This window comes from Burkholderia seminalis (assembly GCF_001718535.1).
Classification (GTDB): Bacteria; Pseudomonadota; Gammaproteobacteria; order Burkholderiales; family Burkholderiaceae; genus Burkholderia; species Burkholderia seminalis.
Genome location: NZ_CP013400.1, coordinates 1376082 through 1400373 on the forward strand (window position 1 = coordinate 1376082; position 24292 = coordinate 1400373).

The 24292-nt window shown below is 68.2% G+C and carries 21 protein-coding genes; 10 read left to right on the plus strand and 11 right to left on the minus strand.

All coding sequences use genetic code 11. The features are described from left to right. Window positions 1-68: 68 nt before the first annotated feature. Window positions 69-1691 carry a glycoside hydrolase family 32 protein gene (locus WJ12_RS26865; protein WP_059556474.1) on the minus strand — a complete coding sequence of 541 codons (1623 nt, stop codon included), beginning with the start codon at window positions 1689-1691 and terminating at the stop codon, window positions 69-71. A 163-nt stretch (window positions 1692-1854) separates the two neighbouring features. Next, window positions 1855-3438 carry a glycoside hydrolase family 68 protein gene (locus WJ12_RS26870; protein WP_069245931.1) on the minus strand — a complete coding sequence of 528 codons (1584 nt, stop codon included), beginning with the start codon at window positions 3436-3438 and terminating at the stop codon, window positions 1855-1857. A 187-nt stretch (window positions 3439-3625) separates the two neighbouring features. Here WJ12_RS26870 and WJ12_RS26875 point away from each other — a divergent pair, with 187 nt between their 5' ends. From WJ12_RS26875 to WJ12_RS26895, 5 genes are all read left to right on the plus strand, one after another. Next, window positions 3626-4639 (plus strand): substrate-binding domain-containing protein, encoded by a 1014-nt coding sequence (locus WJ12_RS26875; RefSeq protein WP_059556476.1) that lies wholly within the window; start codon window positions 3626-3628, stop codon window positions 4637-4639. A gap of 414 nt (window positions 4640-5053) precedes the next feature. Beyond that, window positions 5054-5740 carry a type 1 glutamine amidotransferase domain-containing protein gene (locus WJ12_RS26880; protein ID WP_059556477.1) on the plus strand — a complete coding sequence of 229 codons (687 nt, stop codon included), beginning with the start codon at window positions 5054-5056 and terminating at the stop codon, window positions 5738-5740. 141 nt (window positions 5741-5881) lie between these two features. Continuing rightward, complete coding sequence (locus tag WJ12_RS26885; RefSeq protein WP_034191497.1) at window positions 5882-6991, plus strand: NADH:flavin oxidoreductase/NADH oxidase; 1110 nt, start codon at window positions 5882-5884, stop codon at window positions 6989-6991. A 124-nt stretch (window positions 6992-7115) separates the two neighbouring features. Continuing rightward, window positions 7116-8186, plus strand: coding sequence for an AI-2E family transporter (locus WJ12_RS26890; protein ID WP_034191496.1), 1071 nt, complete (start codon window positions 7116-7118; stop codon window positions 8184-8186). Window positions 8187-8399: 213 nt separating this feature from the next. After that, window positions 8400-8774 (plus strand): hypothetical protein, encoded by a 375-nt coding sequence (locus tag WJ12_RS26895; RefSeq protein WP_034191495.1) that lies wholly within the window; start codon window positions 8400-8402, stop codon window positions 8772-8774. A 27-nt stretch (window positions 8775-8801) separates the two neighbouring features. Here WJ12_RS26895 and WJ12_RS26900 read toward each other — a convergent pair whose 3' ends face one another. Beyond that, complete coding sequence (locus WJ12_RS26900; RefSeq protein WP_049029691.1) at window positions 8802-9596, minus strand: SDR family NAD(P)-dependent oxidoreductase; 795 nt, start codon at window positions 9594-9596, stop codon at window positions 8802-8804. 170 nt (window positions 9597-9766) lie between these two features. On the opposite strand from WJ12_RS26900, the gene WJ12_RS26905 reads away from it, so the two are divergent. Continuing rightward, window positions 9767-10612 (plus strand): helix-turn-helix domain-containing protein, encoded by an 846-nt coding sequence (locus tag WJ12_RS26905; RefSeq protein WP_059556478.1) that lies wholly within the window; start codon window positions 9767-9769, stop codon window positions 10610-10612. A gap of 12 nt (window positions 10613-10624) precedes the next feature. Here the strand turns inward: WJ12_RS26905 and WJ12_RS26910 are convergent, their stop codons facing one another. The 4 genes from WJ12_RS26910 to nthA all read right to left on the minus strand — a co-directional run bounded on the left by WJ12_RS26910 (window position 10625) and on the right by nthA (window position 13953). Further along, the gene (locus tag WJ12_RS26910) at window positions 10625-11212 is read right to left on the minus strand and encodes a LysE family translocator (protein WP_049031615.1); all 588 of its coding nucleotides are present in this window, start codon (window positions 11210-11212) and stop codon (window positions 10625-10627) included. Between the two features lie 184 nt (window positions 11213-11396). Then, window positions 11397-12659 carry a GTP-binding protein gene (locus WJ12_RS26915; protein ID WP_059556479.1) on the minus strand — a complete coding sequence of 421 codons (1263 nt, stop codon included), beginning with the start codon at window positions 12657-12659 and terminating at the stop codon, window positions 11397-11399. Further along, the gene (gene nthB, locus WJ12_RS26920) at window positions 12656-13309 is read right to left on the minus strand and encodes a nitrile hydratase subunit beta (protein ID WP_034191488.1); all 654 of its coding nucleotides are present in this window, start codon (window positions 13307-13309) and stop codon (window positions 12656-12658) included. Before nthB ends, WJ12_RS26915 begins: the two co-directional genes overlap by 4 nt. A gap of 44 nt (window positions 13310-13353) precedes the next feature. Then, entirely contained in the window at window positions 13354-13953 is a 600-nt protein-coding gene (gene nthA, locus WJ12_RS26925; protein WP_059556480.1) for a nitrile hydratase subunit alpha, read from the minus strand. 523 nt (window positions 13954-14476) lie between these two features. On the opposite strand from nthA, the gene WJ12_RS26930 reads away from it, so the two are divergent. The 4 genes from WJ12_RS26930 to WJ12_RS26945 all read left to right on the plus strand — a co-directional run bounded on the left by WJ12_RS26930 (window position 14477) and on the right by WJ12_RS26945 (window position 19294). After that, complete coding sequence (locus WJ12_RS26930; RefSeq protein ID WP_034191486.1) at window positions 14477-15373, plus strand: transporter; 897 nt, start codon at window positions 14477-14479, stop codon at window positions 15371-15373. 95 nt (window positions 15374-15468) lie between these two features. After that, window positions 15469-16527 carry an aliphatic aldoxime dehydratase gene (gene oxdA / locus WJ12_RS26935; RefSeq protein WP_059556481.1) on the plus strand — a complete coding sequence of 353 codons (1059 nt, stop codon included), beginning with the start codon at window positions 15469-15471 and terminating at the stop codon, window positions 16525-16527. Between the two features lie 55 nt (window positions 16528-16582). Beyond that, window positions 16583-18109: an amidase gene (locus WJ12_RS26940; RefSeq protein ID WP_034191484.1), complete on the plus strand. Its 1527-nt coding sequence runs from the start codon at window positions 16583-16585 to the stop codon at window positions 18107-18109. 144 nt (window positions 18110-18253) lie between these two features. Beyond that, the gene (locus WJ12_RS26945) at window positions 18254-19294 is read left to right on the plus strand and encodes an AraC-like ligand-binding domain-containing protein (RefSeq protein ID WP_059556482.1); all 1041 of its coding nucleotides are present in this window, start codon (window positions 18254-18256) and stop codon (window positions 19292-19294) included. Between the two features lie 72 nt (window positions 19295-19366). On the opposite strand, the gene WJ12_RS26950 is transcribed toward WJ12_RS26945, so the two are convergent. Genes WJ12_RS26950 through WJ12_RS26965 form a run of 4 tightly spaced genes read right to left on the minus strand, consistent with a single transcriptional unit; the run spans window position 19367 to window position 24272 of the window. Continuing rightward, window positions 19367-20833: a heavy metal sensor histidine kinase gene (locus WJ12_RS26950; protein WP_059556483.1), complete on the minus strand. Its 1467-nt coding sequence runs from the start codon at window positions 20831-20833 to the stop codon at window positions 19367-19369. Further along, a complete protein-coding gene (locus WJ12_RS26955) occupies window positions 20830-21525 on the minus strand; it encodes a heavy metal response regulator transcription factor (protein ID WP_034191481.1) in 696 nt (231 codons plus the stop codon). Before WJ12_RS26955 ends, WJ12_RS26950 begins: the two co-directional genes overlap by 4 nt. A gap of 12 nt (window positions 21526-21537) precedes the next feature. Continuing rightward, window positions 21538-23025 (minus strand): efflux transporter outer membrane subunit, encoded by a 1488-nt coding sequence (locus WJ12_RS26960; RefSeq protein ID WP_156444729.1) that lies wholly within the window; start codon window positions 23023-23025, stop codon window positions 21538-21540. Window positions 23026-23042: 17 nt separating this feature from the next. Beyond that, window positions 23043-24272 carry an efflux RND transporter periplasmic adaptor subunit gene (locus WJ12_RS26965; RefSeq protein WP_059556485.1) on the minus strand — a complete coding sequence of 410 codons (1230 nt, stop codon included), beginning with the start codon at window positions 24270-24272 and terminating at the stop codon, window positions 23043-23045. Window positions 24273-24292: the final 20 nt, after the last annotated feature.

The following is a 24292-nucleotide window of genomic DNA, read 5'->3' on the forward strand; positions in this document are numbered from 1 at the left end:
TTCGCCGGGCGCCGCGGCGCCCGGGCGGACGGCCCCGCCACGCGCGGGACGGAGCAGGCGAACCGCGCCTAGCGGGCGGCGCAGGCGCCGGCTTCGAGCTGCGTCACCGTGAGCCCGGAGAATGTCGCGCGGCCGTGCTCGGCGAACACGGCGACGCGGTCCGCATCGAGCGGCGGAAAGACCAGGTCGGTCAGCGCCACGCGGCCGCCGTTCGCGAACACTTCGACCGAGCCGCGATCGACGACGATCTCGAGCCGCACTTGGCCGCGCTCGAGCGGCAGGTCCACGATGTGCTCGCGGCTGAACTTGTCGGCGAAATGCGTTTCGCCCGAGCGGGAACGGTCGAGCGTCAGCGTGCGTTTCGCCGTGTCGTAGACGATCCGGGTGCCGGTCGACCCGTCGGCGGAACCCCGGACGATCAGGCCGGCGCGCGCCGCTTGCCGCGGCGCCATCGTCACCGTGATGCGCTGGACCACGCCGCGCGTCGCGGCCGGCAGCACGCGCGTCGCGGAGTCGACCGTGAGGTCGCCTGCGTGCACGACGGGCCGGCTGTCCGCCCACGCATCGAATGCGGCCGCCGGCGTGACGAAGAGCGTCGGTTCGCCGTCGATCGTCTTCAGCGACAGTTCGCGCGGCAGGGTGGTCGCGCCGCGCCACGGCGCAGTCGGCGCTTTCGCCGCGTAATCCCAGTTGCTCATCCACGCGATCGCGACGGGCCGCGCGCCGGGCGCGCCCGAGAACGTGCCGGCCGCGTAGAAGTCCGCGCCGTGATCGACCCAGCGGAATTGCGCGGGATCGGAGCCGGCGGGCGCAATGTGGTCGGGCACGAACGTGCGGCCGTCGAAATCGCCGACGAAATACATCGCCCCGGAACCGCCCGCGATCGACCACGGGTTGACGTTGACGATCATGACCCACCTGATGCGTTGCGGATCGTCGTCGAGCGGCAGCGGCACGAGGTCCGGCATTTCCCACAGCGCGCCGTCGTGCGGCACGCCCGGCCGCGTGAAGTCGCTCAGGAAATTCCAGTGGATCAGGTCGTCGGAGCGATAGAGCTTCACGACGTGCGCGTCGGCGACGACCGTCGTCATCAGCCAGTAGCCGCCCGGCGCATACCACGACACTTTCGGGTCGCGAAATTCCTTCGATTCCGGATCGAGCGTGAGCACCGGGTTGTGCGCATACGGCTGCCAGGTCGTGCCCTGGTCGAGGCTGTACGCGAGCGACTGGGCCTGGACGCCCGGTGCGTGACCCGAGCCGGGCTTGTAGACGCTCGTATACAGCGCGACGAGCGGCGTGCGGCCCGGTTTGCCGAGACCGGACGTGTTCAGCGTGTCGGCGACGATCGAGCCGGAGAAGATTTCCTCCGATGCGTTCGCGCGCATCGCGACCGGCTCTTCGCGCCAGTGGACGAGATCGGTGCTCGTCGCATGGCCCCACGACATGTTGCCCCAGTCGTTGCCGAGCGGATTGTATTGATAGAACAGGTGATAACGACCGTTGTCGTAGACGAGCCCGTTCGGATCGTTCATCCAGTTGCGCTGCGGCGTGTAGTGAAGCGCGGGCCGCCATTGCGGCGTGCCCTGGCCGGCCGGTGCGTCGCACGGGGCGGCGGCGACCTGCGAGCACGCCAGGCAGGCGAGCAGCAACCGGGCGATCCGGAAGGTAAGGCGGAAAGACGTCGAATTCATGCGCGGTACCGTGCTTCGTCGGGCGAAGCGGGCAAGGGGCGCATGCCGCGTTCGACGGCGGCACGCGCGTGTGTTCGAAAAAAAAGGGAGGCGCACACGCGACACGCGCGATATGCGCCTCCTCGACCCCGGGCTTTACCGGCTTTCTTTATAGTTGGTTATCCTAATTGACCTGGCTGCTGCCGTCGTTGTGGCCGGCCCCGGTTGCAGGCAGGTTCGCGGGGATGTCGCCGTAGCCGCCGAGCCCGCCGCTTCCGTAGGCGCGGTCGACCGCCGTCGACGTGCCGTTGATGCGCACTTTCACCGTCGGCGCGAGCGTGCCGCCGCGGCGCGGGCCGATCGCATCGATGAACGACTCGACGAGCCCGCCCGGCATCACGTAGTGCGAATACGACTGGAATTCGCGCGGGTTCTGGTTCGGATCCTGCGAATACGGCGCGCCGGCCGGCGCGGAGAAATCGGTCGGGTTGCCGAGCACGAGCCCGCTGCCGCCGTTCAGCGGCAGGAAGTCGCTGCGGATCCCGTTGCCGACGAAGCCGTACACGCCGTCCGGGCCGTCGACGCCGGCCGCCATCGTCGTGCGGTGGCTGATCGTGAACAGGTAGTACTTGCCGTCCTTCAGGTAGATCTGCGGCCGCTCGGTCTGGTCGTCGACGCAGTTCGCCGACAGGATCGGCGGCAGGAACTTCCACTCGGTCAGTTGCGGGTTCGTGGCGATCGCGAGGCCGACATTGGCCTTTTGATACACTGCGCCCGAATTCATCACCGCGTTGAGATCCTCCTTGTACGGATCGTTCGCCGCGTAGCCCAGGTCGGCGTCGGTACAGGTGCGTGCGCCGCGCGGGCCGCCCGTGTTGCCTTCGAAGACCATGTAGGTCCTGCCCGGATGCGCGGGGTCGGTGAACACGAACGGATCGCGGAACGAGAAGTAGGTGTTCTGCTGGCCGGTCTGGTAGTACTTGCCGTCCGGCTCCAGCAGCGCCTTGTGATCGTCGAAGCCGCTGAACCACACGTGCTTGTCGTCGGCATGGATGTGGCCGTCGGTGCGCGTGATGATCGCCTGCGGCGGCGTGATGTCGGCGCCGCCGGGCGCCGAGCGGTTGAACGACGTCGCGGTGTAGTAGAGGCTGACGTTGTCGCCGTGCGTGAGGCGAGCCGAGCCCGACCATTCGGCGTTGTTGGTCATCGGCGCGGTGCCGAACACCCTGGCGCTCGCGCCGTCCGGGAACAGGTGGCCGCCCCAGGTCCAGCCGCCGTTCGCGGGGCGCTGCGACGCGGGGATGCCCGCGCGGCGGTAGAAGAAGCCGATGCGCGCATGGACGTGACGGTCGTCGAACGTGTAGCCCGCGTGCGGATCGGCGGTGAGCGAAAAGATCACCTCCCAGCCCTTGTAGCTGAGCTGGTTGGTGCGCAGGTCGGCCAGCGGCCAGGTGTCCCACACCCACACGTTCGAGTTGATCAGCGGGAAATCCTGCGGGATGTCCGGCATCGTCAGCGCTTGCGGCAGCGAGTTCCGGTCGGCGCCGGCGGTGTGCGATTGCGCGACGATCTGGCGGATGTCCGCGCGCGTCCAGCGCATCGTGAAGTTGCCTTCGGGGTCGTAGGCTTGCTGGGAGTGAGGCGTGGGCATGGGCGCGCCCGTGCCGCCGGACTGCGCGTGCGCGACGGACGCGAAGGCGGCGAGTGCGCCGCCAGCGAGCAGCAAACGCCGGGTCGTCGCCGGGCGGAAAAAGGGAAAGTATGTCATCTCGTCGTCGTTTCCTGGGAAGGTGAAAGTGAACGGCTGAGTGGGCATCGATGTCCAAACCGGTTTGGATGCTATTTCAAACCGGTTTGGACGTCAAAAGATAATTATTTGACGGTAATCACTACCGACAGGAAACAATTGCCGCCAATCGGCATGCCGTGCGGCGCATGAAGGGCGAGGAACGACGGTGAAGGTGAATCTGAAGGCGCTATCGGATGCGCTCGGGCTGTCGCGCACGACGGTCAGCCGCGCGTTGAACGGTTACGACGACGTCAGCGAGGCAACCCGCGAACGCGTCGCGCGGGCGGCGCGGGAAATGGGCTACGTGGCCGATCCGACCGCGCGCCGGCTGGCGACCGGTCGAGCGGACATGATCGGAATCGTTTATCCGTTCGGTGCGGGCGATCTTGGCGATCCGCGTTTCGGCGAGGTTGTCGCGGGCGTGACCGAGCGGCTCGCCGAGCGCAATCTCGATTTCATCATCGCGTCCGCGCGACCGAACGCGGAGCTGGAGACCTATCGGCGGATCGTCGACGGCAAACTGGTCGACGGGCTGATCGTCGCGCGCACGCTCGTCGACGATCCGCGCATCGCGTACCTGCAATCGAGCGCGTTTCCGTACGTCGCGTACGGCCGCACGCAGGCGACCGAACCGTACGCGTGGTTCGATTTCGACAACGAGGCCGGCGCGCGCGATGCGGTGCGCAGGCTGATCGCCTTCGGGCATCGGCGCATCGCGATGATCAGCGCGCCGCTGGTGCTGAATTTCGCCGCACAGCGGCGCGCCGGTTTTCTGTCGGCGTTGCGCGAAGCGGGCATCGAACCCGATCCGGCGCTGCTCGTCGAGTGCCCGTTCACGCACGATGGCGGGTGGCAGGCCATGCGGGCATTGCTCGCGCGAGACGAGCGGCCGACGGCGCTGCTCGTCGACAACAACATCGCGGGCGGCGGCGCGTTCCGTGTGCTCGCGGACAGCGGGTTGCGCCTGGGCGCGGACATGTCGCTGATCGTCTATGACGGCGTGCCGCCGGACATCACGCATCCGTATCGCGTGACGGCCGTCGTGCAGCCGACCGGGCATGCGTCGGGGCGCGCGCTGGCGGAACTCATGCTGCGGCTGCTGGGCGACGGCGTGCACGAGCATCGGCTCGAGGCGCCGGTCATCGAGACCGGCGACACCGACGGCCCGCTGCGCGGCTAGCCGGCGCGGGAACGGTGCGGGGCGTGATCGGCCCCGCGCGCGTTGCCGGGCCGGGTCCGGCATCGGGCGTGATGGAAAGGCCATGACGGCGGCAGGGGCGAATACCCGTTTTTCTAGACGACCGGTCTAATCCGGCCTATCATCCGTCCTCATGAATGCGACGACGTATTCGGGGCGTGGACGACACGGACGCGAAAATGCCATTTCGTGCTGCGATGCTGTCCATGCGGCGAGACGCCGTCGTTTTATTTGGCCCATTTCTAGACGACTGGTCTAATAGAGGCGTGGTATTCGGCGCGATCGATCGCACGATGACGCGCCAGCGCTGACTAACCGACAGGCGTACCGCGCCGACCGGCCATCGCCGGTTGCGCGGCCCTGTTCCCCCGTTCATTTTCGAAGGAGTGTCCGATCATGAAGATTCTGGTTGTCCTGACCTCGCACGACACGCTCGGCGACACCGGCAAGAAGACCGGCTTCTGGCTCGAGGAACTGGCCGCGCCGTACTACGCGTTCAAGGATGCGGGCGTCGAACTGACGCTCGCATCGCCGAAGGGCGGCCAACCGCCGCTCGACCCGAAAAGCAGCGATCCGTCCGCGCAGACCGACGCCACGCGCCGCTTCGACGCCGATGCGGCAGCCAAGGCGCAGCTCGCGTCGACGCACAAGCTGACCGACGTGTCGGTGGACGACTACGACGCCGTGTTCTACCCGGGCGGCCACGGCCCGCTGTGGGATCTCGCCGAGGATCTGCATTCGATCGGCCTGATCGAGCGCGCGCTCGCCGCCGGCAAGCCGGTCGCGGCCGTCTGCCACGCGCCGGGCGTGTTGCGCCACGTGAAGAACCCGCAGACCGGCGAATCGGTGGTGCGCGGCAAGCGCGCGACGGGTTTCACCAACAGCGAGGAAGCCGCCGTCGAACTGACGGAAGTCGTGCCGTTCCTCGTCGAGGACATGCTGAAGACCAACGGCGCGGAATTCGAGCGCAGCGCCGACTGGGCGCCGCACGTCGTCACCGACGGGCTGCTGATCACGGGGCAGAACCCCGCGTCGTCGGCGCCCGCTGCCGAGGCATTGCTCGCCAAGCTCGGCCGCCGCTGACCGCATGGCGCCGGCCGGTCCGGCGCCGTTCCCGTTTCGTCGCCGGGCACGGCCGGCCCGCCGACGGCCCGTATCGTTCCGCCGTGCGCATCGCGCGGCGCGTTCCCTGTCGTTTTGCAGAACCAAGCAAAGGAGTCGTGGATGTCTGCCCTGTTCGAACCGTTCAAACTCAAGGATGTCACGCTGCGCAACCGTATCGCGGTGCCGCCGATGTGCCAGTACGTCGCCGAAGACGGCGTCGTCAACGACTGGCATCACGTGCATCTGGCCGGCATCGCGCGCGGCGGCGCGGGTCTCGTGATCGCGGAGGCGACGGCCGTGTCGCCGGAAGGGCGCATCACGCCGGGCTGCGCGGGGCTGTGGAACGATGCGCAGGCCGAAGCGTTCGCGCCGTCCGTCGCGGCGATCAAGGCGGCCGGCTCGGTACCCGGCATCCAGATCGCGCATGCGGGCCGCAAGGCGAGCGCGAACCGTCCGTGGGAAGGCGACGACCATATCGCCGACGGCGATCCGCGCGGCTGGCAGACCATCGCACCGTCGGCCGTGCCGTTCGGCGCGCACCTGCCGAAAGTGCCGCGTGAAATGACGCACGACGATATCGCCCGCGTGCAGGCCGATTTCGTCGCATCGGCGAAGCGTGCGCGCGATCTCGGCTTCGAGTGGCTCGAACTGCACTTCGCGCACGGTTACCTGGGCCAGAGCTTCTTCTCGGTGCATTCGAACCACCGTACCGACGAATATGGCGGCTCGGCGGAGAATCGCGGCCGCTTCCTCGTCGACACGCTCGCGGCCGTGCGCAAGGTCTGGCCCGAGCACCTGCCGTTGACCGCGCGCCTTGGCGTGATCGAATACGACGGCCGTGACGAAGAGACGCTCGCCGAGTCGATCGCGCTCACGCAGCGGATGAAGCGGGAAGGGCTCGACATGCTGAGCGTGTCGGTCGGCTTCTCGACACCCGCCGCGCAGATTCCATGGGGCCCGGCGTTCCTCGCGCCGATCGCCGAGCGCGTGCGCCGCGAGGCCGGGCTGCCGGTGTCGTCCGCATGGGGGATCGACACGCCGCAACTGGCGAACCGCGTGGTGGCCGACGCGCAGCTCGATCTCGTGATGGTCGGCCGCGCGCATCTGGCCGATCCGCACTGGCCGTACTACGCGGCCAAGCAGCTCGGCGTCGAGCGTCCGTCGTGGACGCTGCCCGCGCCGTACGCGCACTGGCTCGAGCGTTACCGGATCGCCGACAAGGCGGCCTGAGCCGCCTTCACGACACGGCGCGCGCATATTGCGCGTCGCCGATCCGGCGCCGATGGATAGAATGGCGGTTCATGCAGGCCGGTTGCCTGCGCGAACCGCCATTTTTCATTTCGACAGAGGTGCCATGGGCGCACATGTCCCGTCGTCTCCCGATTCCGCCGCACGGCCGCGCGCGCAGCAGATTGCCCGCGTCGTGCTGTATGCGGCGCTGCTGGTGCTCGCGCTGTGGATCATCCGCGACTTCATTCCCGCCATCGCATGGGCCTGCGTGATCGCCATCGCGATGTGGCCGCTGCTCAAACGCTTCGAATCGCATCGGCTGTTCCGTGACCGGCCGACGCTGATCGCGACCGTCATCACGGCCGCGATCTCGTTGCTCGTCGTGCTGCCGGTCGCGGTCGCGACCATCCAGGCGATCGGGCAGGCGCACGACCTGCGCGAGTGGTTGAAGTCGGTCCAGGACAGCGGCATTCCGTTGCCGGACGTCGTCAGCCGGCTGCCTTACGGCTCGGCGCAGATCACCGAATGGTGGCAGGCCAATCTCGGCCATCCGCTGCATGCGGCCAGCGCGATGCACGGCGTCAGCAGCGAGAAATTCCTCGCGTACGGGCGGCAGTTCGGCACGAAGGTCGCGCATGTGCTGCTCGAATTCGGCTTCATGCTCGTCACGCTGTTCGTGATCCTGCGCGCGGGCCACAAGCTGTCGGGCGCATTGCTGCAGGGCGCGCGGCGCGCGTTCGGGCACAACGGCGCGGAACTGATCGACCGGATGGTCAAGGCCGTGTACGGCACCGTGACGGGGCTCGTCGTCGTCGGGCTCGGCGAGGGTGCGCTGCTCGGCATCGCGTATGCGTTGGCCGGCGTCCCGCACGCGGCGCTGCTCGGCCTCGTCACGGCGATTGCCGCGATGCTGCCGTTCTGCGCGCCGATCGTGTTCTGCGGCGCGGCGCTCTGGTTGTTCGTGCAGGGTGCGACGGTGTGGGCCGTCGTGGTGGCCGTGCTCGGTTTCGTCGTCGTGTTCGTCGCCGAGCATTTCGTGCGGCCGGTGCTGATCGGCGGCTCGACGCGGCTGCCGTTCCTGCTGGTGCTGTTCGGCATCCTCGGCGGCGCCGAGACGTTCGGCCTGATCGGGCTGTTCGTCGGCCCCGCGCTGATGACGGTGCTGACGATGCTGTGGGCCGAGTGGATCGCGTGACGATGCGCGACGTTGTGCCGATTTGATGCATCGGCGCGGCGGGTTCGATGCGCGTACAAGCATGCGCGGGCCGCAACGACCGGGCTTGCGCGCGGGCATGACCTGCAGGGATTTGTATAAAGATCTCTACATTTCTTTTCGATCCGGACCCAAAGGTCGAGTAGCATGGGGCTTTCGATCACGCCGGCATGGCGCAGCAGATTTTCCCCAAGCATGCGATTGATTCCGATGTCCCGTCCCGCAGCGATGCTGTCTCTGGCCGCAGGCTGCCTGATGTTGCACGGTTGCGCCTGGTTCGACGCGTGGCTGCCGTTCTCGTATTCGCGCACGCCGCTCGCGCGGGCCGCGTCGCGGCACGGCGCGACGCGCGCCGATGTCGTCCGCGCGGCCGGCAACCCGCGCAGCGTCTGGATGGTCCGCAACGGCAGCGGCGTCTGCTACAACTACTTCATCGAGCACGGCAACGATCACCGGACGTACTTCGTCGTGTTCGACAAGGCCGGCGTCGTCACGCAGTACGGCTTCGACACCTGCATGGACGCCGATCGCAAGGGCGCGCTCCAGCCGGGCAAGGCCGCTTCGCGCTAGTGCGCGGCGGCCCGCGGGCGCCGGCCGTTACGCAATCGTATCGACCACGCCGCCATCGACACGCAGCGCGGCGCCGGTCGTCGCCGAAGCCTGCGGCGAGCACACGTAGACCACCAGGTTCGCGACTTCCTCGGGCGTCGCGGGCCGCTGGATGATCGAGCTCGAGCGGTGATTGCGCACGAACTCCACGGCCACGTCGTCGACGCTGCGGCCGGATGCGTCGGCCGTTTCCTTCAGCATCGCGCGCACGCCGTCCGACATCGTCGGCCCCGGCAGCACCGAATTGACGGTGACGCTGGTGCCGGCGGCGAGCTTCGCGAGGCCGCGCGCGATCGACAGTTGCGCGGTTTTCGTGAACCCGTAATGAATCATGTCGACCGGGATGTTCAGGCCCGATTCCGACGAAATGAACACGACGCGCCCGGCATTGCGTTCGATCATCCCCTTCAGGTAATGCCGTGCGAGCCGCACGCCGGACATCACGTTCATCTGGAAGTAATGTTCCCACTCGGCGTCGTCGATCTCGAAGAACGCCTTCAGGCCGTAGATGCCCGCATTGTTGACGAGGATGTCGGCCTCGGGCGTGTGCTGCGTGATGCGCGCGACGCCGGCTGCGTCGGACAGGTCGGCGGCGACGCCCTCGAAGCTTGCGCCGGGCACTGCCGCGCGCAGTTGCGCGAGCGCCGATTGCACCGACGCGTCGCTGCGGCCGTTGACGACGACGCGCGCACCGGCGCGCGCGAGCCCTTCGGCGATCGCGAGCCCGATGCCGGCGGTGGAAGCGGTGACGACCGCGGTCTTGCCTTTCAGATCGATGTGCATGAGCGTGACGGGAGAGGAGTGAACGGGAACCGCCGCGTGTGCCGCGGCGGCCGGAACTCAAAGCTTAGGCGAAACCGCGCGATCCCGCGCTGAAGCCGACGGATCCGGTTGCGCGGCGCCGCACAGTCTTGTACGGTGAGCGTTCGCCGTCCGAACCGGGAGCCCGCCGCGTGAGCCGTACCGCCAACCGATCCATCGATCCGTCGCCGTTCTGGCGCGATGCGGCGCTGCCGTTCATCGAAGCGCGCACCGTCGACGACGGCCGCGAGATCTGTTACGCGAAACATACGCACGACACGTTTTCGGTGGGCGCGATCGTCGGCGGCACGAGTACCTACGTGAACGGCGCGACGCACGCGCACGTCGGGCGCGGCGTGCTCGTCATCATCGATCCGGAACAGGTGCATGCGTGCAACCCGTACGGCCCCGACGCGTGGGCGTACCGGATGGTCTATGTCGACGTGCCGTGGCTCACGCGGCTGCAGCATGCGCTGGGCCGTGATCCGAATGGCGACTTTTGCGGGTTTTCGCCGAAGTTGACGGAGCGGCGCGACCTGTTCGCGCAATTTGGCGGTTTCTATCGCACGCTCGTGGCGCCTGCCGTCGATCCGCTCGGCAAGGAAAGCGCGGCGGTCGAATTCTTCACGCAACTGCACGGCGCGCTCGATCGCGAGCCGCCCGACCCGCGGCCGGGCGACGACAACGCCAAGCTCGCGCGCGCGGCCGACTACATCGCGGCACATTGCCGCGAGGGCGTGACGCTCGATGCGATCTGCGCGGCCGCCGACCTGTCGCCGTCGTACCTGATCCGCGCGTTCAACGCGCGCTACGGGATGACGCCGCACGCGTTCCTGATCGATCGCCGTGTCCAGTACGGCCGTACCGAGCTGCGCCGCGGCCGGCCGATCGCCGAAGTCGCGCTCGACGCCGGTTTTGCCGACCAGGCCCATTTCCAGCGCGCGTTCCGGCGCATCGCGGCCGCGACGCCCGGACAGTACCGCAGCGCGATGCGCTGACCGGCGGCGCGGCTACACGTCGAGCAGGAACAGCGCGCTGCCCGCGAGCAGCAGCGCCATCAACCGGTTGAACACGCGCATGCGCCGCGCGTTCGCGAGCCGGTGCCGCAGCGACGCGCCCGCGTACGCCCAGCAGGCGATCGACGCGAAGCAGATCACCAGATACAGCGCGGCGAATTGCCAGACCTGTGCACGGTCGCCATCGGCCGCGTACGCGCCCATCGCGGCCACGCACGCGAGCCATGCCTTCGGATTGAGCCACTGCATCGCGGCGCCGGCCGCCGCCGACGGGCCGGCCACGTCCGGGTCGGCCGACAGCCGGCCGTCGTCGAGCGCGAGCCGCAGCGCCAGGTAGAGCAGGAACGCGATTCCCGACCACTGCGTGGCCGTCGTCAGCATCGGCCAGCGCGCGAGCGCGGCGTGCAGCCCGAGGCCGATCAGCAGGAACAGCGCGACGAAGCCGAGCGTCGCGCCGGCCGCATACCGCAGGCTTGCGCCGAGACCGTGGCGCGCGCCCGCGCTGAGCGCGACGATGTTGACGGGACCGGGCGTGATCGAGGACGCCAGCGCGAACGCGGCCATCGAAACCAGCATGCTCATTGATTGCCTCCATGCGAATGTCAAAGTCGCATCGAGACTAAAGAAGCCGCGCGTGCCGGTATTGAAGAAAACTGCCCTCGGCGGCGCTGCCGGGATTCGGGTAACGCCGAACCGGGTACAGCGCTCACCGGCGCTCGAAAGTCGTTGGACGCAGGCGTTGCAACCGAAGGCATCGCGTCTCACGTCACGGACGGGAGGCCGCCGCGAGCGCGTCGAACGCGTCAGCTTCCGGAAGGCGCCGCCATGACTCCGGGCCCGCGTCGATTTCCTCGACCGTCAGCAGGCACGCATCGAGTTCGCGACGCAACCGGTCGTGATCGACCGACTGCCCGATGAACACGATTTCCTGCCGACAATCCCCTGCCGGCTCCTCCCATTTCTTCAGCACGCCGTCGCGGCGATAGTCGTCGTGCGGCCAGTCCGACTGCGGGATGAATCGCCACCATCGCCCGACGTAACCCCACTGGAACGCGCCGCCCGTCTGCACCAGCATGGCGATGTCGGTATACCGGTGCGCAGCCCAGACATAACCCTTGCAGCGCAGCAGCCGGCCGTTGTCCCACGGACGACGCAGCCAGGCGAGCAGGCGCGCCGGATGAAACGGCGCACGTTCGCGATAGGTCCACGACGCGATCCCGTACGCATCCGATTCCGACGGGCGTTCGTCGATCTGCATGCGCTGCATCCATCCCGGCGATTCGACCAGCGCCGGCAGATCGAAGCGCCGGGTATCCAGCACGTCCGACGGATCGACCTTGCCGTGCTGCATCGGCAGGATTCGCGCAGCCGGATTCAGCGACGCAAGCATCGCGCGCAGCCGGTCGAAACCCGCATGGCCGATCCGGTCGAGACGGCTCACGAGGATCACGTTCGCGTATTCGACTTGCTCGAGCAGCAGGTCCGACAGCTTGCGCGGCGGGCCGGAATGGCCGTCGTTCGCGAGCGCCGCGTCGTGCGCGACCGGTTCGGCCGACGCGATCATGTCCTCGAACGTCTCGCCGTCGACCACCGTGACGAGCGTGTCCAGCCGTGCCAGCTCGCTCAGGCTGAAACCGTCCCGATCGAGAAACGCAAACGTCTCCGCGACCGGCATCGGCTCCGAGATGCCGGTCGATTCGATCAGCAGATAATCGAAGCGGCGCTGCCGCGCGAGCGTGCTGATCTGCTCGAGCAGGTCGGCGCGCAGCGTGCAGCAGATGCAGCCGTTGCTCATCTCGACCAGTTCGTCCTCGCCTCGATGCAGCTCGACGTTGCGCCGCACGTCGTCGGCGTCGATGTTCACTTCGCTCATGTCGTTGACGATCACGGCGACCTTCAGTCCTGCGCGATTGCGCAGGATGTGGTTCAGCAACGTCGTTTTCCCGGCGCCGAGGAAGCCGGACAGCACGGTGACCGGAATCCTCGGGCCGGGGGCGGCCGGCGCGCCTGGCGTCCCCGGCGTCGTCATGCGCTCGGCCCGGACGCGCGATCCAGGTAGCCTTCGAACAGGTCGACCACGACGTAGCCGTCGTCGGCGGCGTCGCCCCACAGATCCTTCACGCGGAACTCGACATGGTAGGTCGGCTGATGCGCGGCGCCGGTGTCGCCGTGGCCGATCGCGTCCGGGAAGGGCCACGATTCGGTCGTCCGGTGCAGCACGACGCCTTCCTTGCCGCGAACGTAGCCCGGCGCGCGGATGTGTCCGCTGACGTATTCGTCGCGAACGACGACACGCTCGCCGACCTCGAACCGCGTCGAGTCGGGCGGAGCCGCGCGGCCGCCGGATGTCGGCGGGTTCGCGAGCCGGAAATGCGAACCGAGCGCGCGGTCGAGTTCATCCTGCGTGAGCACGCCGGTTTCGACGAGCAATGTCGCCGTCGCGATCACGTAGCGCTCGTAGTAGCGCGTGCCGACATGCTGGCGTACATCGATGCGTTCGACCGCGTGACGTACCTCGTCGACGCTGAATTTTTTCAGTTGGTCCACGCCGACGAACATCAGGCTGTACGCGAGATGTTCCCAGTCTTCCTTGAAGACCGGCTTGTAGCCCAGACTGTTGATCGTATGCGGCACCGGGCCGAAACCCTGGAAGCCGCCGAGGTCGTGAAAGCCGTCCATATGTGATCTCCGAGATGAAGGACGAAAGCGAAACGGGGGGCGAGTCAGTGCGCGCGCGGCAGCGCCACGCCGATCAGCACGTCCTTCGTGACGAGCGTGCGCAGTTGTTCCTCGCTCATCTGCTCGCTGCCGGCCGGCCGCACGGGCAGCACGAGATAGCGGGTCTCGGCGGTCGTATCCCAGACCTTCACGACGACGTCGTCGGGCAGGTCGGTGCCGAGTTCGCGCAGCACCGTGCGGCCCTCGCGGACGAGTCGCGCACGATATTCGAAGCCCTTGTACCACTCGGGCGGCAGCCCGAGGACCGGCCAGTTCGTGCATGAGCACAGGCTGCAGACGATCACGTTCTTCAGCGTGGGCGTGTCTTCGAGCGCGACGATGTATTCGCCCTGCGGGCCGGTGTAGCCGAATTGCGCGCATGCGGCCGTGCCGTCCTTCAGCAGCAGTTCGCGAAACGCCGGGTCGACCCACGCACGCGCGACGATGCGCGCGCCGTTGGCCGGATCCCAGGTCGTGGACATCAGCTCGGTCAGGCCTTCGATATAGCCGTTGGGGATCAGGTTCTTCTCTTTCATCACGCGAAACAGCGCCCAGGCACGTTCGCCGGGCGTCGAGACCGTTTCCGCGGAAGGGGTCGTACTCATCGTGGGGGCTCCTTGTGGTGGTTCGGGTTGACCGCCGCCACGGCGTCGGGACGGCCCTGGCGGGGGTGGCCGCGTGGTGTCGGTCACGCTCGACGAGCAGGGTAAGAAGAGAAAAAGCACGGTTCTTTGCCGGCACGGATCGGAAACTATGCTGAGACGGCCCCGTGGCGCGGCGTGGGGCCGGCGCGCACGGATGCACGGCGATGGACGGCAATGGGCGGCAATGGGCGGGGCACCCGACACGAAAACCGTGGCAGCCGGCGCACGTTTTGCGACCGCTGCATGACATCGGAAGCGCAGGTCCGCCACAGCCAATTTCTTGTTCCGCCGGAAAACAGAACTGCGGATTTTGCCTTCCTATTCTCATCCTCAAGCGACGGCCGTTCGATGTCGCGAATCGCCGGCATCCCCGATGGACCGGCGGAACAACAGTCAGCCAGCACCCCGCGATTCCACTATCCGGCGACGGTTCCCGTTCGTCGTGCGTCGAGCGTGGCGGTGTCTGCGCCACCAGGTGAGGAGCATGATGGACAACGTCAACAGAATGAAACTGAAGCGAATCGCGCGCTGGATCGGTTTGTCGCTGATCGCCGTCGCATCGCATTACGCGGGCGCGGTCGAGGTCGATCCCGGCGACTACGAGCAGTATCCGGCCGGCGCGACGATCGGCGTGCTGTACTACAACTATTCCGCGACGAACGCGTACTACGCGAACGGCCACCGGACGTCGGATTTCGACCTGCAGTCGAATGTCGGCATCGCCCGCCTGCTGCACGTGTTCCAGCTCACCGACAGGCTCACGATCGATCCGCAGGTGTTGCTGCCGTTCGGTCACATCAGCAGCTTTGGCAACGCCGGCGCGCTTGGCAGTACGAACGGTGTCGGCGACGTGATCCTGACCGCACCGTTGAAATTCCGCCTGAACGACGCGAAGGACGTCGTCGCCGCGACGGTCTACGTCTACGCGCCGACCGGGAGCTACGACCAGAACCGCGGTCTCAATCTCGGCGCCAACCGCTGGTCGCTCGATTTCCAGGCGGCCTACATCAAGCACTTTTCGCCGCAGTGGGCGCTCGATCTCGTCGGCGACGCGATCTGGTACGGCAACAACACGTCGTACGGCGCGAGCGGCGCGACGCTGCATCAGCGGATGAGCTACAGCGCACAGGCGATGGTGCGTTACATGCCCGATCCGGGCACGTCGCTCGCGGTCGGTATCACCCAGCTCTGGGGCGGTGAAACGAGCGTCGACGGTGCGGACAACAACGACGCGCTTCGCACGACGCGCCTGCGGCTCACCGCGGCGAAATTCGTGACGAAGTCCGATCAGGTGCAAATCCAGCTCGGCACCGACCTGAGCGTGCGCAACGGCCCGAAGAACAGTGTGCTCGCGGGCCTGCGTTACGCGCACATCTTCTGACCGGCCGCATGCGCCGGGATACGCCCGGTGCATGTCGCTCCGTGTCCCCAACGTCGATACCTCGACACCCGATTCCCTTTCCAGAGAGGTCATGCATGGAATCCGCCATCGACAAACACCTGGTCTGCCCGCGGACGCTGTCGCGCCGCGTCGCCGATGACTACCAGCCGCCGTTCCCGATGTACGTCGCCCGGGCCGCCGAAGACCTGAGCCAGGTCGTGATGGGCTATTTCGGCGTGCAATACAGCGGCGCCGACAAGCGCGCGGCGGCGCTGGCCGCGTTGCGCCGGATCGTCGCCGATTTCGGCGTGCAGGACGGCCCGAACAACTTCGATCTGACGCAACACACCGACGACCAGGGTTACGAGAACCTGATCGCCGTCGGCTACTGGCGCGATTCGGCCGCGTATGCGCGCTGGATCGCGTCGCCGGCACTCATCGAATGGTGGACCTCCGACGCGCGCCTCGCGGACGGCATCGGCTACTTCCGGGAAATCGTCGCGCCGCGCGCCGAGCAGTTCGAGACGCTCTACGCATTCACGAACGATTTCCCCGGCGTCGGCGCGATCATGGATGGCGTCAGCGGCGAGATCGAGGAGCACGGTTACTGGGGATCGATGCGCGACCGGTTCCCGATCTCGCAGACGGACTGGATGCGCGCGGACGGCGAGTTGCGCATCGTCGAGGGCGATCCGGCCCGCGGCGGCCGCGTGGTCGTGCTGGCGCACGACAACATCGCGCTGATTCGCTCCGGCCAGGACTGGCGCGCGGCCGAACACGACGAGCGCCGGCTGTATCTCGAGGAGATCGAGCCGACGCTGCGCAGCGGAATGGACTTCCTGCGCGACAACGGCACGGACGTCGGCTGCTACAGCAACCGCTACGTGCGCTCGATCGATCTCGACGGCAACGTGCTCGACGAGAGCTACAACATCGGCCACTGGCGCTCGCTCGACCGCCTCGAACGATGGGCCGAATCCCATCCGACGCACCTGCGGATCTTCGTCACCTTCTTCCGCGTCGTCACCGGGCTGTCGAAACTGCGGCTGTATCACGAGGTTTCCGTCTTCGACGCGAAGCATCAGGTCTACGAATACGTGAACTGCCATCCGCGCACCGGGATGATGCGCGACGCCGTCGCCATCGCCCGCTGAATCCCGCCGGCACCGCCGGGGCCGGCGGTGCCGCTTACCGAACTGGAGAACGTCGATGGCCATCAAACGCCCGACCCGCGAACAACTGTCCGATATTGCAGCCGGCTTCGGCTTTCATCTCGATTCCCGCCAACTCGCCGACTACGACGATGCGCTGCAGGCGAACTTCGACGCCTACGATGCGATCGACGCGCTGCCCGACTATCTGCCCGTCGTCGCGTATCCGCGCACGCCCGGCTACCGCCCGGAAGGCGACGAGAACCGTTACGGCGCGTGGGCGCGCAAGAGCACGATCCACGGCGCCGCCGACGGCAAGCTGCGCGGCAAGACGGTGGTCGTGAAAGACAACATCTGCGTCGCCGGCGTGCCGATGCGCAATGGCTCGACCACGTTCGAGGGCTACGTGCCCGACGTCGATGCGACCGTCGTCACGCGGGTGCTCGACGCCGGCGGCACGATCGCCGGCAAGTCGACCTGCGAGTACTACTGCTTTTCCGGCGGCTCGCACACGAGCGCGTCGGGGCCGGTGCACAATCCGCGCAAGGCCGGGCACTCGTCCGGCGGCTCGTCGTCGGGCAGCGGCGCGCTCGTTGCGAGCGGCGAGGTCGACATGGCGCTCGGCGGCGACCAGGGCGGCTCGGTCCGGATCCCGTCCGCCTATTGCGGCATCTACGGGATGAAGCCGACGCACGGGCTCGTGCCGTATACCGGCGCGATGCCGATCGAGGCGACCGTCGATCATCTGGGACCGATGACGGGCAACGTGCTCGACAACGCGCTGCTGCTCGACGTGATCGCGGGCGACGACGGGCTCGATCCGCGCCAGCGGGCGCTGCCGCCGCGCGCCGATTATCTCGGCGCGATCCGCGACGGCATCGCGGGACTGCGGATCGGCATCCTGCGCGAGGCGTTCGGGCTCGCGAATTCGGAGAACGTGGTCGACGAGGCCGTGCGGGCCGCCGCGTACCGGTTGCACAAGCTCGGCGCGCGCGTCGATGAAGTGTCGGTGCCGCTGCATGCGGCCGGCACCGCGATCTGGCTGCCGATCGCGGCCGAGGGGGCGACGCAGCAGATGATGAAGGGCAACAGCCACGGTTTCAACTGGGGCGGCCTGTACGTGACCGGCATGATCGATCACCACGCAGGCTGGCGCGAGCGCGCCGACGAGTTGCCGGATACCGTGAAGGTGACGATGCTGCTCGGCGAATATTTCACGAGCCGGTATCGCGGGCGCTACTACGCGAAGAGCCAGAACCTCGCGCGGCGCTTGCGATCGGCTTACGACGCGGCGCTGCAATCGTATGACGTATTGCTGATGCCGACCGTGCCGATGCGCGCGTCGAAGCTGCCGGCGCCCGGTTGTGCGATGTCCGAGTCGCTGACGCGGGCGTTCGAGATGCTCGCGAATACCGCGCCGTTCGACGTGTCCGGGCATCCGGCGATGTCGCTGCCGTGCGGGGTCGCCGACGACCTGCCGATCGGGCTGCAACTGGTCGGGCGCCGTTTCGACGAAGCGACGCTCTACCGCGTGGCGTATGCGTATGAACAGTCGTCCGACTGGCGTCGGACGACGTACGCGTGACATGCCCGGCGCGGTAGCGCGCGGCCGCCGCGCCGCGTGCCGGTTCGACCGGCAACGCGGCGTGCGCGGTCATCGATTGGACAAGGCGCTTTTGAACGGGCACGCTATCGGCTGCGTGTTTGCCAACCCCTGTAGGGCACGATCATGACGATGCGTCCTCTCCCGCGCGCCGCAAGCGGCGACGCGCCCGGTCCGGCGTCCGGCAGCCCGCTGGACGAACGGACGAACGCGGCCATCGAGGTGCCGATCGACGGCTCGGTCAGCCAGCGTATCGAATTCTGGCGCGAGACGATTCTGCGCCTGTTCGCGGACGTGCAGATCGCCGCCGTGCAGAAAGCCGATTTCTTCGGCCGGGTGCGGCAGCGCAAGTGCGAAAAGATGCGCATCTCGGAAATCCACGCGAGCGAGCAGGCCGTGATCCGGCGTTATCGCCAGGCGCGCAGCGAGTACGAGGACAAGTATTTCGGGGTCTTGATGCTCGAGGGCAGCCAGTCGGTCGAGCAGGACGGCAAGATCGTCACGCTGCACCCCGGGGATTTCGCGATCTACGACGCGACACGGCCTCACCACCTGCAGTTCGGCCAGTCGTGGCGCGAGATCGTCGTCAGCATTCCCCGCGCGACCCTGAACCAGCTCGTCGTCGGGATGGAGCACCGCACGGCGTGCCCGACGCAAACCGGGGACGGCGTCGGTAGCGTCATGCGTGCGTTTCTCGAGCAGATGTCGTCGCAGATCCGCAGCGTGACCGAGGACGAGATGCGGCAGTTGTCGGATACCGCGATCTCGCTGATCGCGATGACGCTGGGGGGCATGCAGCGCAACGACCTCGCGCAGTCGAGGATGAAGGCGTTGACGCTGACGCGTGTGAAGCGGCATGTGCTCGAGCACCTGCACGACCCGGAGCTGAACCCGATGCTGATCGAGCAGTCGATCGGGATTTCGTCGCGGTACATCAACAAGCTGTTCGAGGCCGAGGAGACGTCGCTGATGCGTTACGTATGGAACCTGCGGCTCGAACGGTGCGCGCTGGATCTCGCGAATCCGCAGTGCGCGGCGCTGCGCGTGTCCGACGTCGCATTGCGCTGGGGCTTCAACGACATGTCGCATTTCAGCCGCGTGTTTCGCGAGCGGTTCGCGATGTCGCCGCGGGCGTGGCGCGAGCAGGGCGGCAAGCCGCGCGCGTAATGCGTCCCGGGCCGCGTTCGTGGCCGGCCAGCGCCGATCGCGGCGGCCGGACGTGGACAGGCTCGGCCGACTTCAGTGCAGCGCCCGCGGCGCGTGCGCCGGCCGCGAATCGGCGGAGTCGACCACGCCGGTTGCACCGGTTGCGTCGCCCGCGCGCAGCGGTCCGCCCGCGCGGGGTTCCGTCGACACCGAGAAGCCGAACGTATTGACGCCGCCCGCGCACGCGACGAACACGCCGCCGCCGTGCATCTCGGCCACGGCCTTGACGATCGACAGCCCGAGCCCGTGGTTCTCCTTGCTGTTCGCGCGTGCTTCCTCGAGCCGGTAGAAGCGCTCGAACACGTGCGAGCGCTGCACTGGATCGATCGGCTCGCCGGGGTTCGACACGGCCATCTCGACGAGCGTGTCGCGCCGCGTGATCGTCACTTGTAACGTCGCGCCGGGCGCGGAATGCTGGATCGCGTTGATCAGCAGGTTCGTCATCGCGCGGCGGAACAGCGACGGATCGACGGCCGCGCGCGCATCGCCGTGCAGTTCGGCGTGCAATTGCGCCTCGTCGAGCGGGATCTCGAGGAAATCGAGCATGCGCCGCACCTCGTCGGCGAGCGACACGTCCTTCAGGTCGGCCGCGCGTTCGCCGCGGTCGCTGCGCGACAGGAACAGCATGTCGTTGATGATCACGCGCAGCCGCTCGAATTCCTCGAGGTTCGACTGCAGCGTCTGGCGCATCCGGTCGACCGAGCGGTCACGGCTCGTCAGCGCGACCTGGGTCTGGCCGATCAGGATGCTGATCGGCGTGCGCAGCTCGTGTGCGACATCCGCGTTGAACGCCTCGAGTCGCGCGTAGGTTTGCTGGATCCGTTCGAGCGCGCCGTTGAACGATGTCGCGAGATCGCGCAGCTCGGTGGGCAGCGCGTCGGTCTGCAGCCGCTGGCGGCGGTTCGTCGCGCTCACGCTCGCCGCGTCCTGCGACAGCCGGTCGAGCGGTGCGAGCCCGAAGCGCGCGACCGCGCGGCTCAGCAGCAGCGTGATGACGGTCGCTGTCGCGATCAGCGCGGCCAGCGTCCAGCCGAAGCGGCGCAGCATCCGCTGCGTGCGTTCGCACGAGGTCGCGACGACCAGCTGCAGCGTCGGCCGCTCGTCGGCGCCGGGCAGCGTGACGGTCTTGGTCATCACCGCGTAGCTGCTGTCGTTGAGCTGGTAGCGCTGGAACGCGCCGAACGGCGGGTCGAGCGGCACGCCGTCGACGGGGCTGCCGAAGCGGAACGCGGGGTTGTCGCTGACCACCTGATAATGCGTCGAACCGTCGGGCGGTTCGAGATCGGCGAGTTTTTCCTGCATCAGGCGGCCGCGCGCGGCCGTGGTCGCGTGCGACACGATCATCGCGGCGACCTTGGCGCGCGTGTCGAGCGTCGCGCGCAACTCGGCGAACAGCTGGCGCTCCATCATCACGAACAGCCCGCAGCCGACCAGCGTGAACACGAGCAGCGACACGATGCCGAACATCGCCGAGAGCCGCAGGATGATCGAGCGTTTCATGCCCGCCGCTCCGTGTCGCCGTCCTCGCGCGCCTCGAGCACGTAGCCCATCCCGCGGATCGTGTGCAGCAGCTTGTCCGCGAACGGGCCGTCGAGCTTCGCGCGCAGCCGCTTGATCGCCGTCTCGACGACGTTCGCGTTGCTGTCGAAGTTCACGTCCCACACCAGTTCGGCGATCGTCGTCTTCGACAGCACCTCGCCGCTGCGCCGGGCCAGCACGCCGAGCAGCTGGAATTCCTGCGCGGTCAGGTCGAGCCGCGTGCCGTCGCGCGTCGCGCGGCGGCCGATCAGGTCGACGCGCAGGTCGCCGATCGAGATCAGCGTCGACTCCTGCACGCGCGCGCGGCGCGTCAGCGCGCGCAGCCGTTCAATCAGCTCGAGAAACGAGAAGGGCTTGGTCAGGTAGTCGTCGGCGCCGCCGCGCAGCCCGCGCACGCGATCGTCGACGCGGTCGCGCGCGGTCAGCATGATGACGGGCGTCTGCTTCTGCGTGCGCAGCGCGCGCAGCACGCCGAAGCCGTCGAGCTTCGGCAGCATCACGTCGAGCACGACCACGTCGTAGTCGAATTCGACGGCTTTCCATGCGCCGTCCTCGCCGTCGAGCGCGGTATCGACGACCCAGCCCTCCTCGGTCAGGCCGCTCTTCAGGTATTCGACGACTTTCGGTTCGTCTTCGACGATCAGGACTTTCATAGGGTTGTCCGCCTAATCGGGTTGAGGGCCGACGCTCGCGGCGCGCGGCGGGGCCGCGGCCGCGACGTCGGACGGCGCGGCGCCGTCCCAGCCGCCGCCGAGCGCCTTCGCGAGAAACACGACGAGCGCCGCGCGCTGGCCCTGGATCTGCACGGCCTGGCGCTCGCTCGTCAGGAGTTGCTGCTGGGCCGTCAGCACGTCGATGAACGGCGTCAGGCCGCCCGCGTAGCGGTCCTGCGCGAGCGACACGAGCTTGCGCGCGTCGTCGACGGCCGCCGATGCCTGCTGCGCGGCGTCGGCGAGCACCGACAGGCCCGTGACCGCATTTTGCACCTCCTGGAACGCGGTGAGCACGGTTTGCCGGTAGCTGGCCTGCGCGGCGACGTAGCCGGCCTGCGCGAAATCGACGCCGGCCTTCAGCCTGCCGCCTTCGAACAGCGGCTGGCTGAGCGACCCGCCGACCGACCACAGCAGCGCCGGCACGGTGAACAGGCCCGCGAACCGCGTCGCGTCCCAGCCGATGTCCGGCGACAGCGTGATGCGCGGGAAATACGCGGCGCGCGCGACGCCGATCTGCGCGTTCGCGGCGGCCATCGCGCGCTCGGCCGACGCGACGTCGGGCCGCCGCTGCAGCAGGTCGCTCGGCATGCCGGTCGGCAGCGCGGGCGCGTTGATCGGCACCACGCGCGGGGGCAGCGAGAAGGCGGGGGCCGGCGTGCCGACCAGCGTCGCGATCGCGGTTTCGACCTGCGCGCGCTGCTGGATCAGCAACTGCGCCTGCGTGCGCGTCGCGTCGAGCTGCGCGCGCTGCTGCAGCAGATCGAGACCCGACACCGCGCCGAGGTCGTGGCGCGCGCTCACGTAGTCGAGCGCCTTCTGCTGCAGGTCGATCGACCGCTTGACGACGTCGATCTCGGTATCGAGCTCGCGCAGCGCGAAATAGCTCGACGCGAGATCGGCGCTCAGCACGAGGCGCGCGTTCGCGAAATCGTCGCGCGCCTGCTCGGTGGTTGCCTGCGCCGATTCGACGCTGCGCCGCACGCGGCCGAACAGGTCGAGTTCGTAGCTGACGGCCGCGCCGACCTGGACGTCGTTCTGCACGGTCGACATGCTTTGCGTCGCGTAGTTGGTCTGCGGGCGGTCGCCGGAGATCTTGAAGCGCTGGCCGCTCGCGGTCAGGCCGACGGCCGGATATTGCGCGGACGCGACCGACGCGAGCGTCGCTTTCGCCTGGTCGTAGCGCGCGGCCACGGCCTTCAGGTTCTGGTTGTTGCGCAGCGCGTCGGTTTCGAGTGCGTCGAGTTGCGGATCGCCGAACGCGGTCCACCACGCGGGGTCGAGCGGCGCGCGGGCCGGCGCGGCCGGGTGCCAGTACGCGTCGGCCGGGTCGAGCCGCCATGCGGCCGGCGTGTCGACGGCCGGGCGCTGGTAGTCGGGGCCGACCGTGCAGCCGGCGAGGACGGTTGCGGCCGCGACGGCGGCGAGCGCCGCGGGCCGCATGCGTGCGCGCAACGCGATCACGACTTTGCTCCCGCGACGGAAGAAGCGGGCTGCGCGGCCGGCGCCTGCACGACGACCTTGTCGCCGTTCGCGAGCGCGTCGCTCGGGTTCGCGACGAGGCGGTCGTTCGGCGTGAGCGGGCCGTCGACCTCGAGCGTCTGGCCGATCGTGCGCACGACCGTCACCTGCTTCAGGTGGACCTGGCCGTTCGCATCGACGGTCGCGACCGTCGGGCCTTCGCCGCGGAACAGCAGCGTATTGGCCGGCACCTGCAGGCGGCCGATCGGCGTCATCGGCAGCGTGGCCTGCACGTACGCGCCGGGCAGCAGCCGCCCGTCGGGGTTCGGCAGCGTGATCTCGATCTGCAGCGAGCGCGTCGCGACGTCGATCGCCTCGGACGTGCGCGTGATCGTGCCGTCGAAGGTCCGGCCCGGCAGCTCGGCCTGCGCGACGCTCACGTGCTGGCCGACCTTCACCTGCTGCGCGTAGGCCTGCGGCACCTGGACGTACAGGCGCAGCCGGTCGGCCTGCACGACCGTGAACAGCGCACGGCCCGCGTTGCCGGAACTGACGAGATCGCCGACGTCGACGTTGCGCTGCGTGACGATCCCGTCGATCGGCGCGGCGATCCGCTGGAAACCCTTCAGCTCGGTGAGCCGGCGCATGTTCGCATCGGCCGCGGCGAGGTTCGCGGTGCCCTGGTTGAACGCGCCTTGCCGGTCGTCGAGTTCCTGCTGCGACACGGCATCGCGCTGGCGCAGCTGCTGCGCGCGGTCGAACGACGTCTTCGCGAGCGCGAGCGCGGCCTGCGCCTGCTGGCGTTGCGCGGTGGCCTGCGCGAGTTCCTGGTTCAACTCGGGCGTGTCGAGTTCGGCGAGCGTTTGCCCCTGCTTCACGTGCGTGCCGATGTCGGCCTGCCAGCGCAGCACGTAGCCGCTCGCTCGCGCATAGATCGGTGCCTCGACGAAGCCGCGCAGCGTGCCGGGCAGCGTCAGCTTGCCGCCGGTGGCCGCGTCGACCGGGTGCACGACGGTCACGTACTGGCGCGTGTTCTGCTCGGCGACAGCGTCGAGCCGGTGGCCGTTCAGCACGTTGACGACGATCGTCCGCGCGGCGCCGGCGGCCAGCAGCACGCCGATCACGATCAGGACGATGCGCCCGCGCCGCGACACCGACGTGCGCGTCGGCAGATGCATGCCGTGTTCGTCCACCTGGATGCCGACGGCGCTGTGATGTTTCTCTTCCATGAATTCAACCAATTCAACCG

Excerpts from the sequence above, each read along its gene's own strand:
- WJ12_RS26865 (WP_059556474.1), bottom strand. The coding sequence starts at position 1,691 with ATGAATTCGACGTCTTTCCGCCTTACCTTCCGGATCGCCCGGTTGCTG.
- WJ12_RS26870 (WP_069245931.1), bottom strand. The coding sequence starts at position 3,438 with ATGACATACTTTCCCTTTTTCCGCCCGGCGACGACCCGGCGTTTGCTG.
- WJ12_RS26880 (WP_059556477.1), top strand. The coding sequence starts at position 5,054 with ATGAAGATTCTGGTTGTCCTGACCTCGCACGACACGCTCGGCGACACC.
- WJ12_RS26885 (WP_034191497.1), top strand. The coding sequence starts at position 5,882 with ATGTCTGCCCTGTTCGAACCGTTCAAACTCAAGGATGTCACGCTGCGC.
- WJ12_RS26890 (WP_034191496.1), top strand. The coding sequence starts at position 7,116 with ATGGGCGCACATGTCCCGTCGTCTCCCGATTCCGCCGCACGGCCGCGC.
- WJ12_RS26895 (WP_034191495.1), top strand. The coding sequence starts at position 8,400 with ATGCGATTGATTCCGATGTCCCGTCCCGCAGCGATGCTGTCTCTGGCC.
- WJ12_RS26900 (WP_049029691.1), bottom strand. The coding sequence starts at position 9,596 with ATGCACATCGATCTGAAAGGCAAGACCGCGGTCGTCACCGCTTCCACC.
- WJ12_RS26910 (WP_049031615.1), bottom strand. The coding sequence starts at position 11,212 with ATGAGCATGCTGGTTTCGATGGCCGCGTTCGCGCTGGCGTCCTCGATC.
- WJ12_RS26915 (WP_059556479.1), bottom strand. The coding sequence starts at position 12,659 with ATGACGACGCCGGGGACGCCAGGCGCGCCGGCCGCCCCCGGCCCGAGG.
- nthB (WP_034191488.1), bottom strand. The coding sequence starts at position 13,309 with ATGGACGGCTTTCACGACCTCGGCGGCTTCCAGGGTTTCGGCCCGGTG.
- nthA (WP_059556480.1), bottom strand. The coding sequence starts at position 13,953 with ATGAGTACGACCCCTTCCGCGGAAACGGTCTCGACGCCCGGCGAACGT.
- WJ12_RS26930 (WP_034191486.1), top strand. The coding sequence starts at position 14,477 with ATGATGGACAACGTCAACAGAATGAAACTGAAGCGAATCGCGCGCTGG.
- oxdA (WP_059556481.1), top strand. The coding sequence starts at position 15,469 with ATGGAATCCGCCATCGACAAACACCTGGTCTGCCCGCGGACGCTGTCG.
- WJ12_RS26940 (WP_034191484.1), top strand. The coding sequence starts at position 16,583 with ATGGCCATCAAACGCCCGACCCGCGAACAACTGTCCGATATTGCAGCC.
- WJ12_RS26945 (WP_059556482.1), top strand. The coding sequence starts at position 18,254 with ATGACGATGCGTCCTCTCCCGCGCGCCGCAAGCGGCGACGCGCCCGGT.
- WJ12_RS26950 (WP_059556483.1), bottom strand. The coding sequence starts at position 20,833 with ATGAAACGCTCGATCATCCTGCGGCTCTCGGCGATGTTCGGCATCGTG.
- WJ12_RS26955 (WP_034191481.1), bottom strand. The coding sequence starts at position 21,525 with ATGAAAGTCCTGATCGTCGAAGACGAACCGAAAGTCGTCGAATACCTG.
- WJ12_RS26960 (WP_156444729.1), bottom strand. The coding sequence starts at position 23,025 with ATGCGGCCCGCGGCGCTCGCCGCCGTCGCGGCCGCAACCGTCCTCGCC.
- WJ12_RS26965 (WP_059556485.1), bottom strand. The coding sequence starts at position 24,272 with ATGGAAGAGAAACATCACAGCGCCGTCGGCATCCAGGTGGACGAACAC.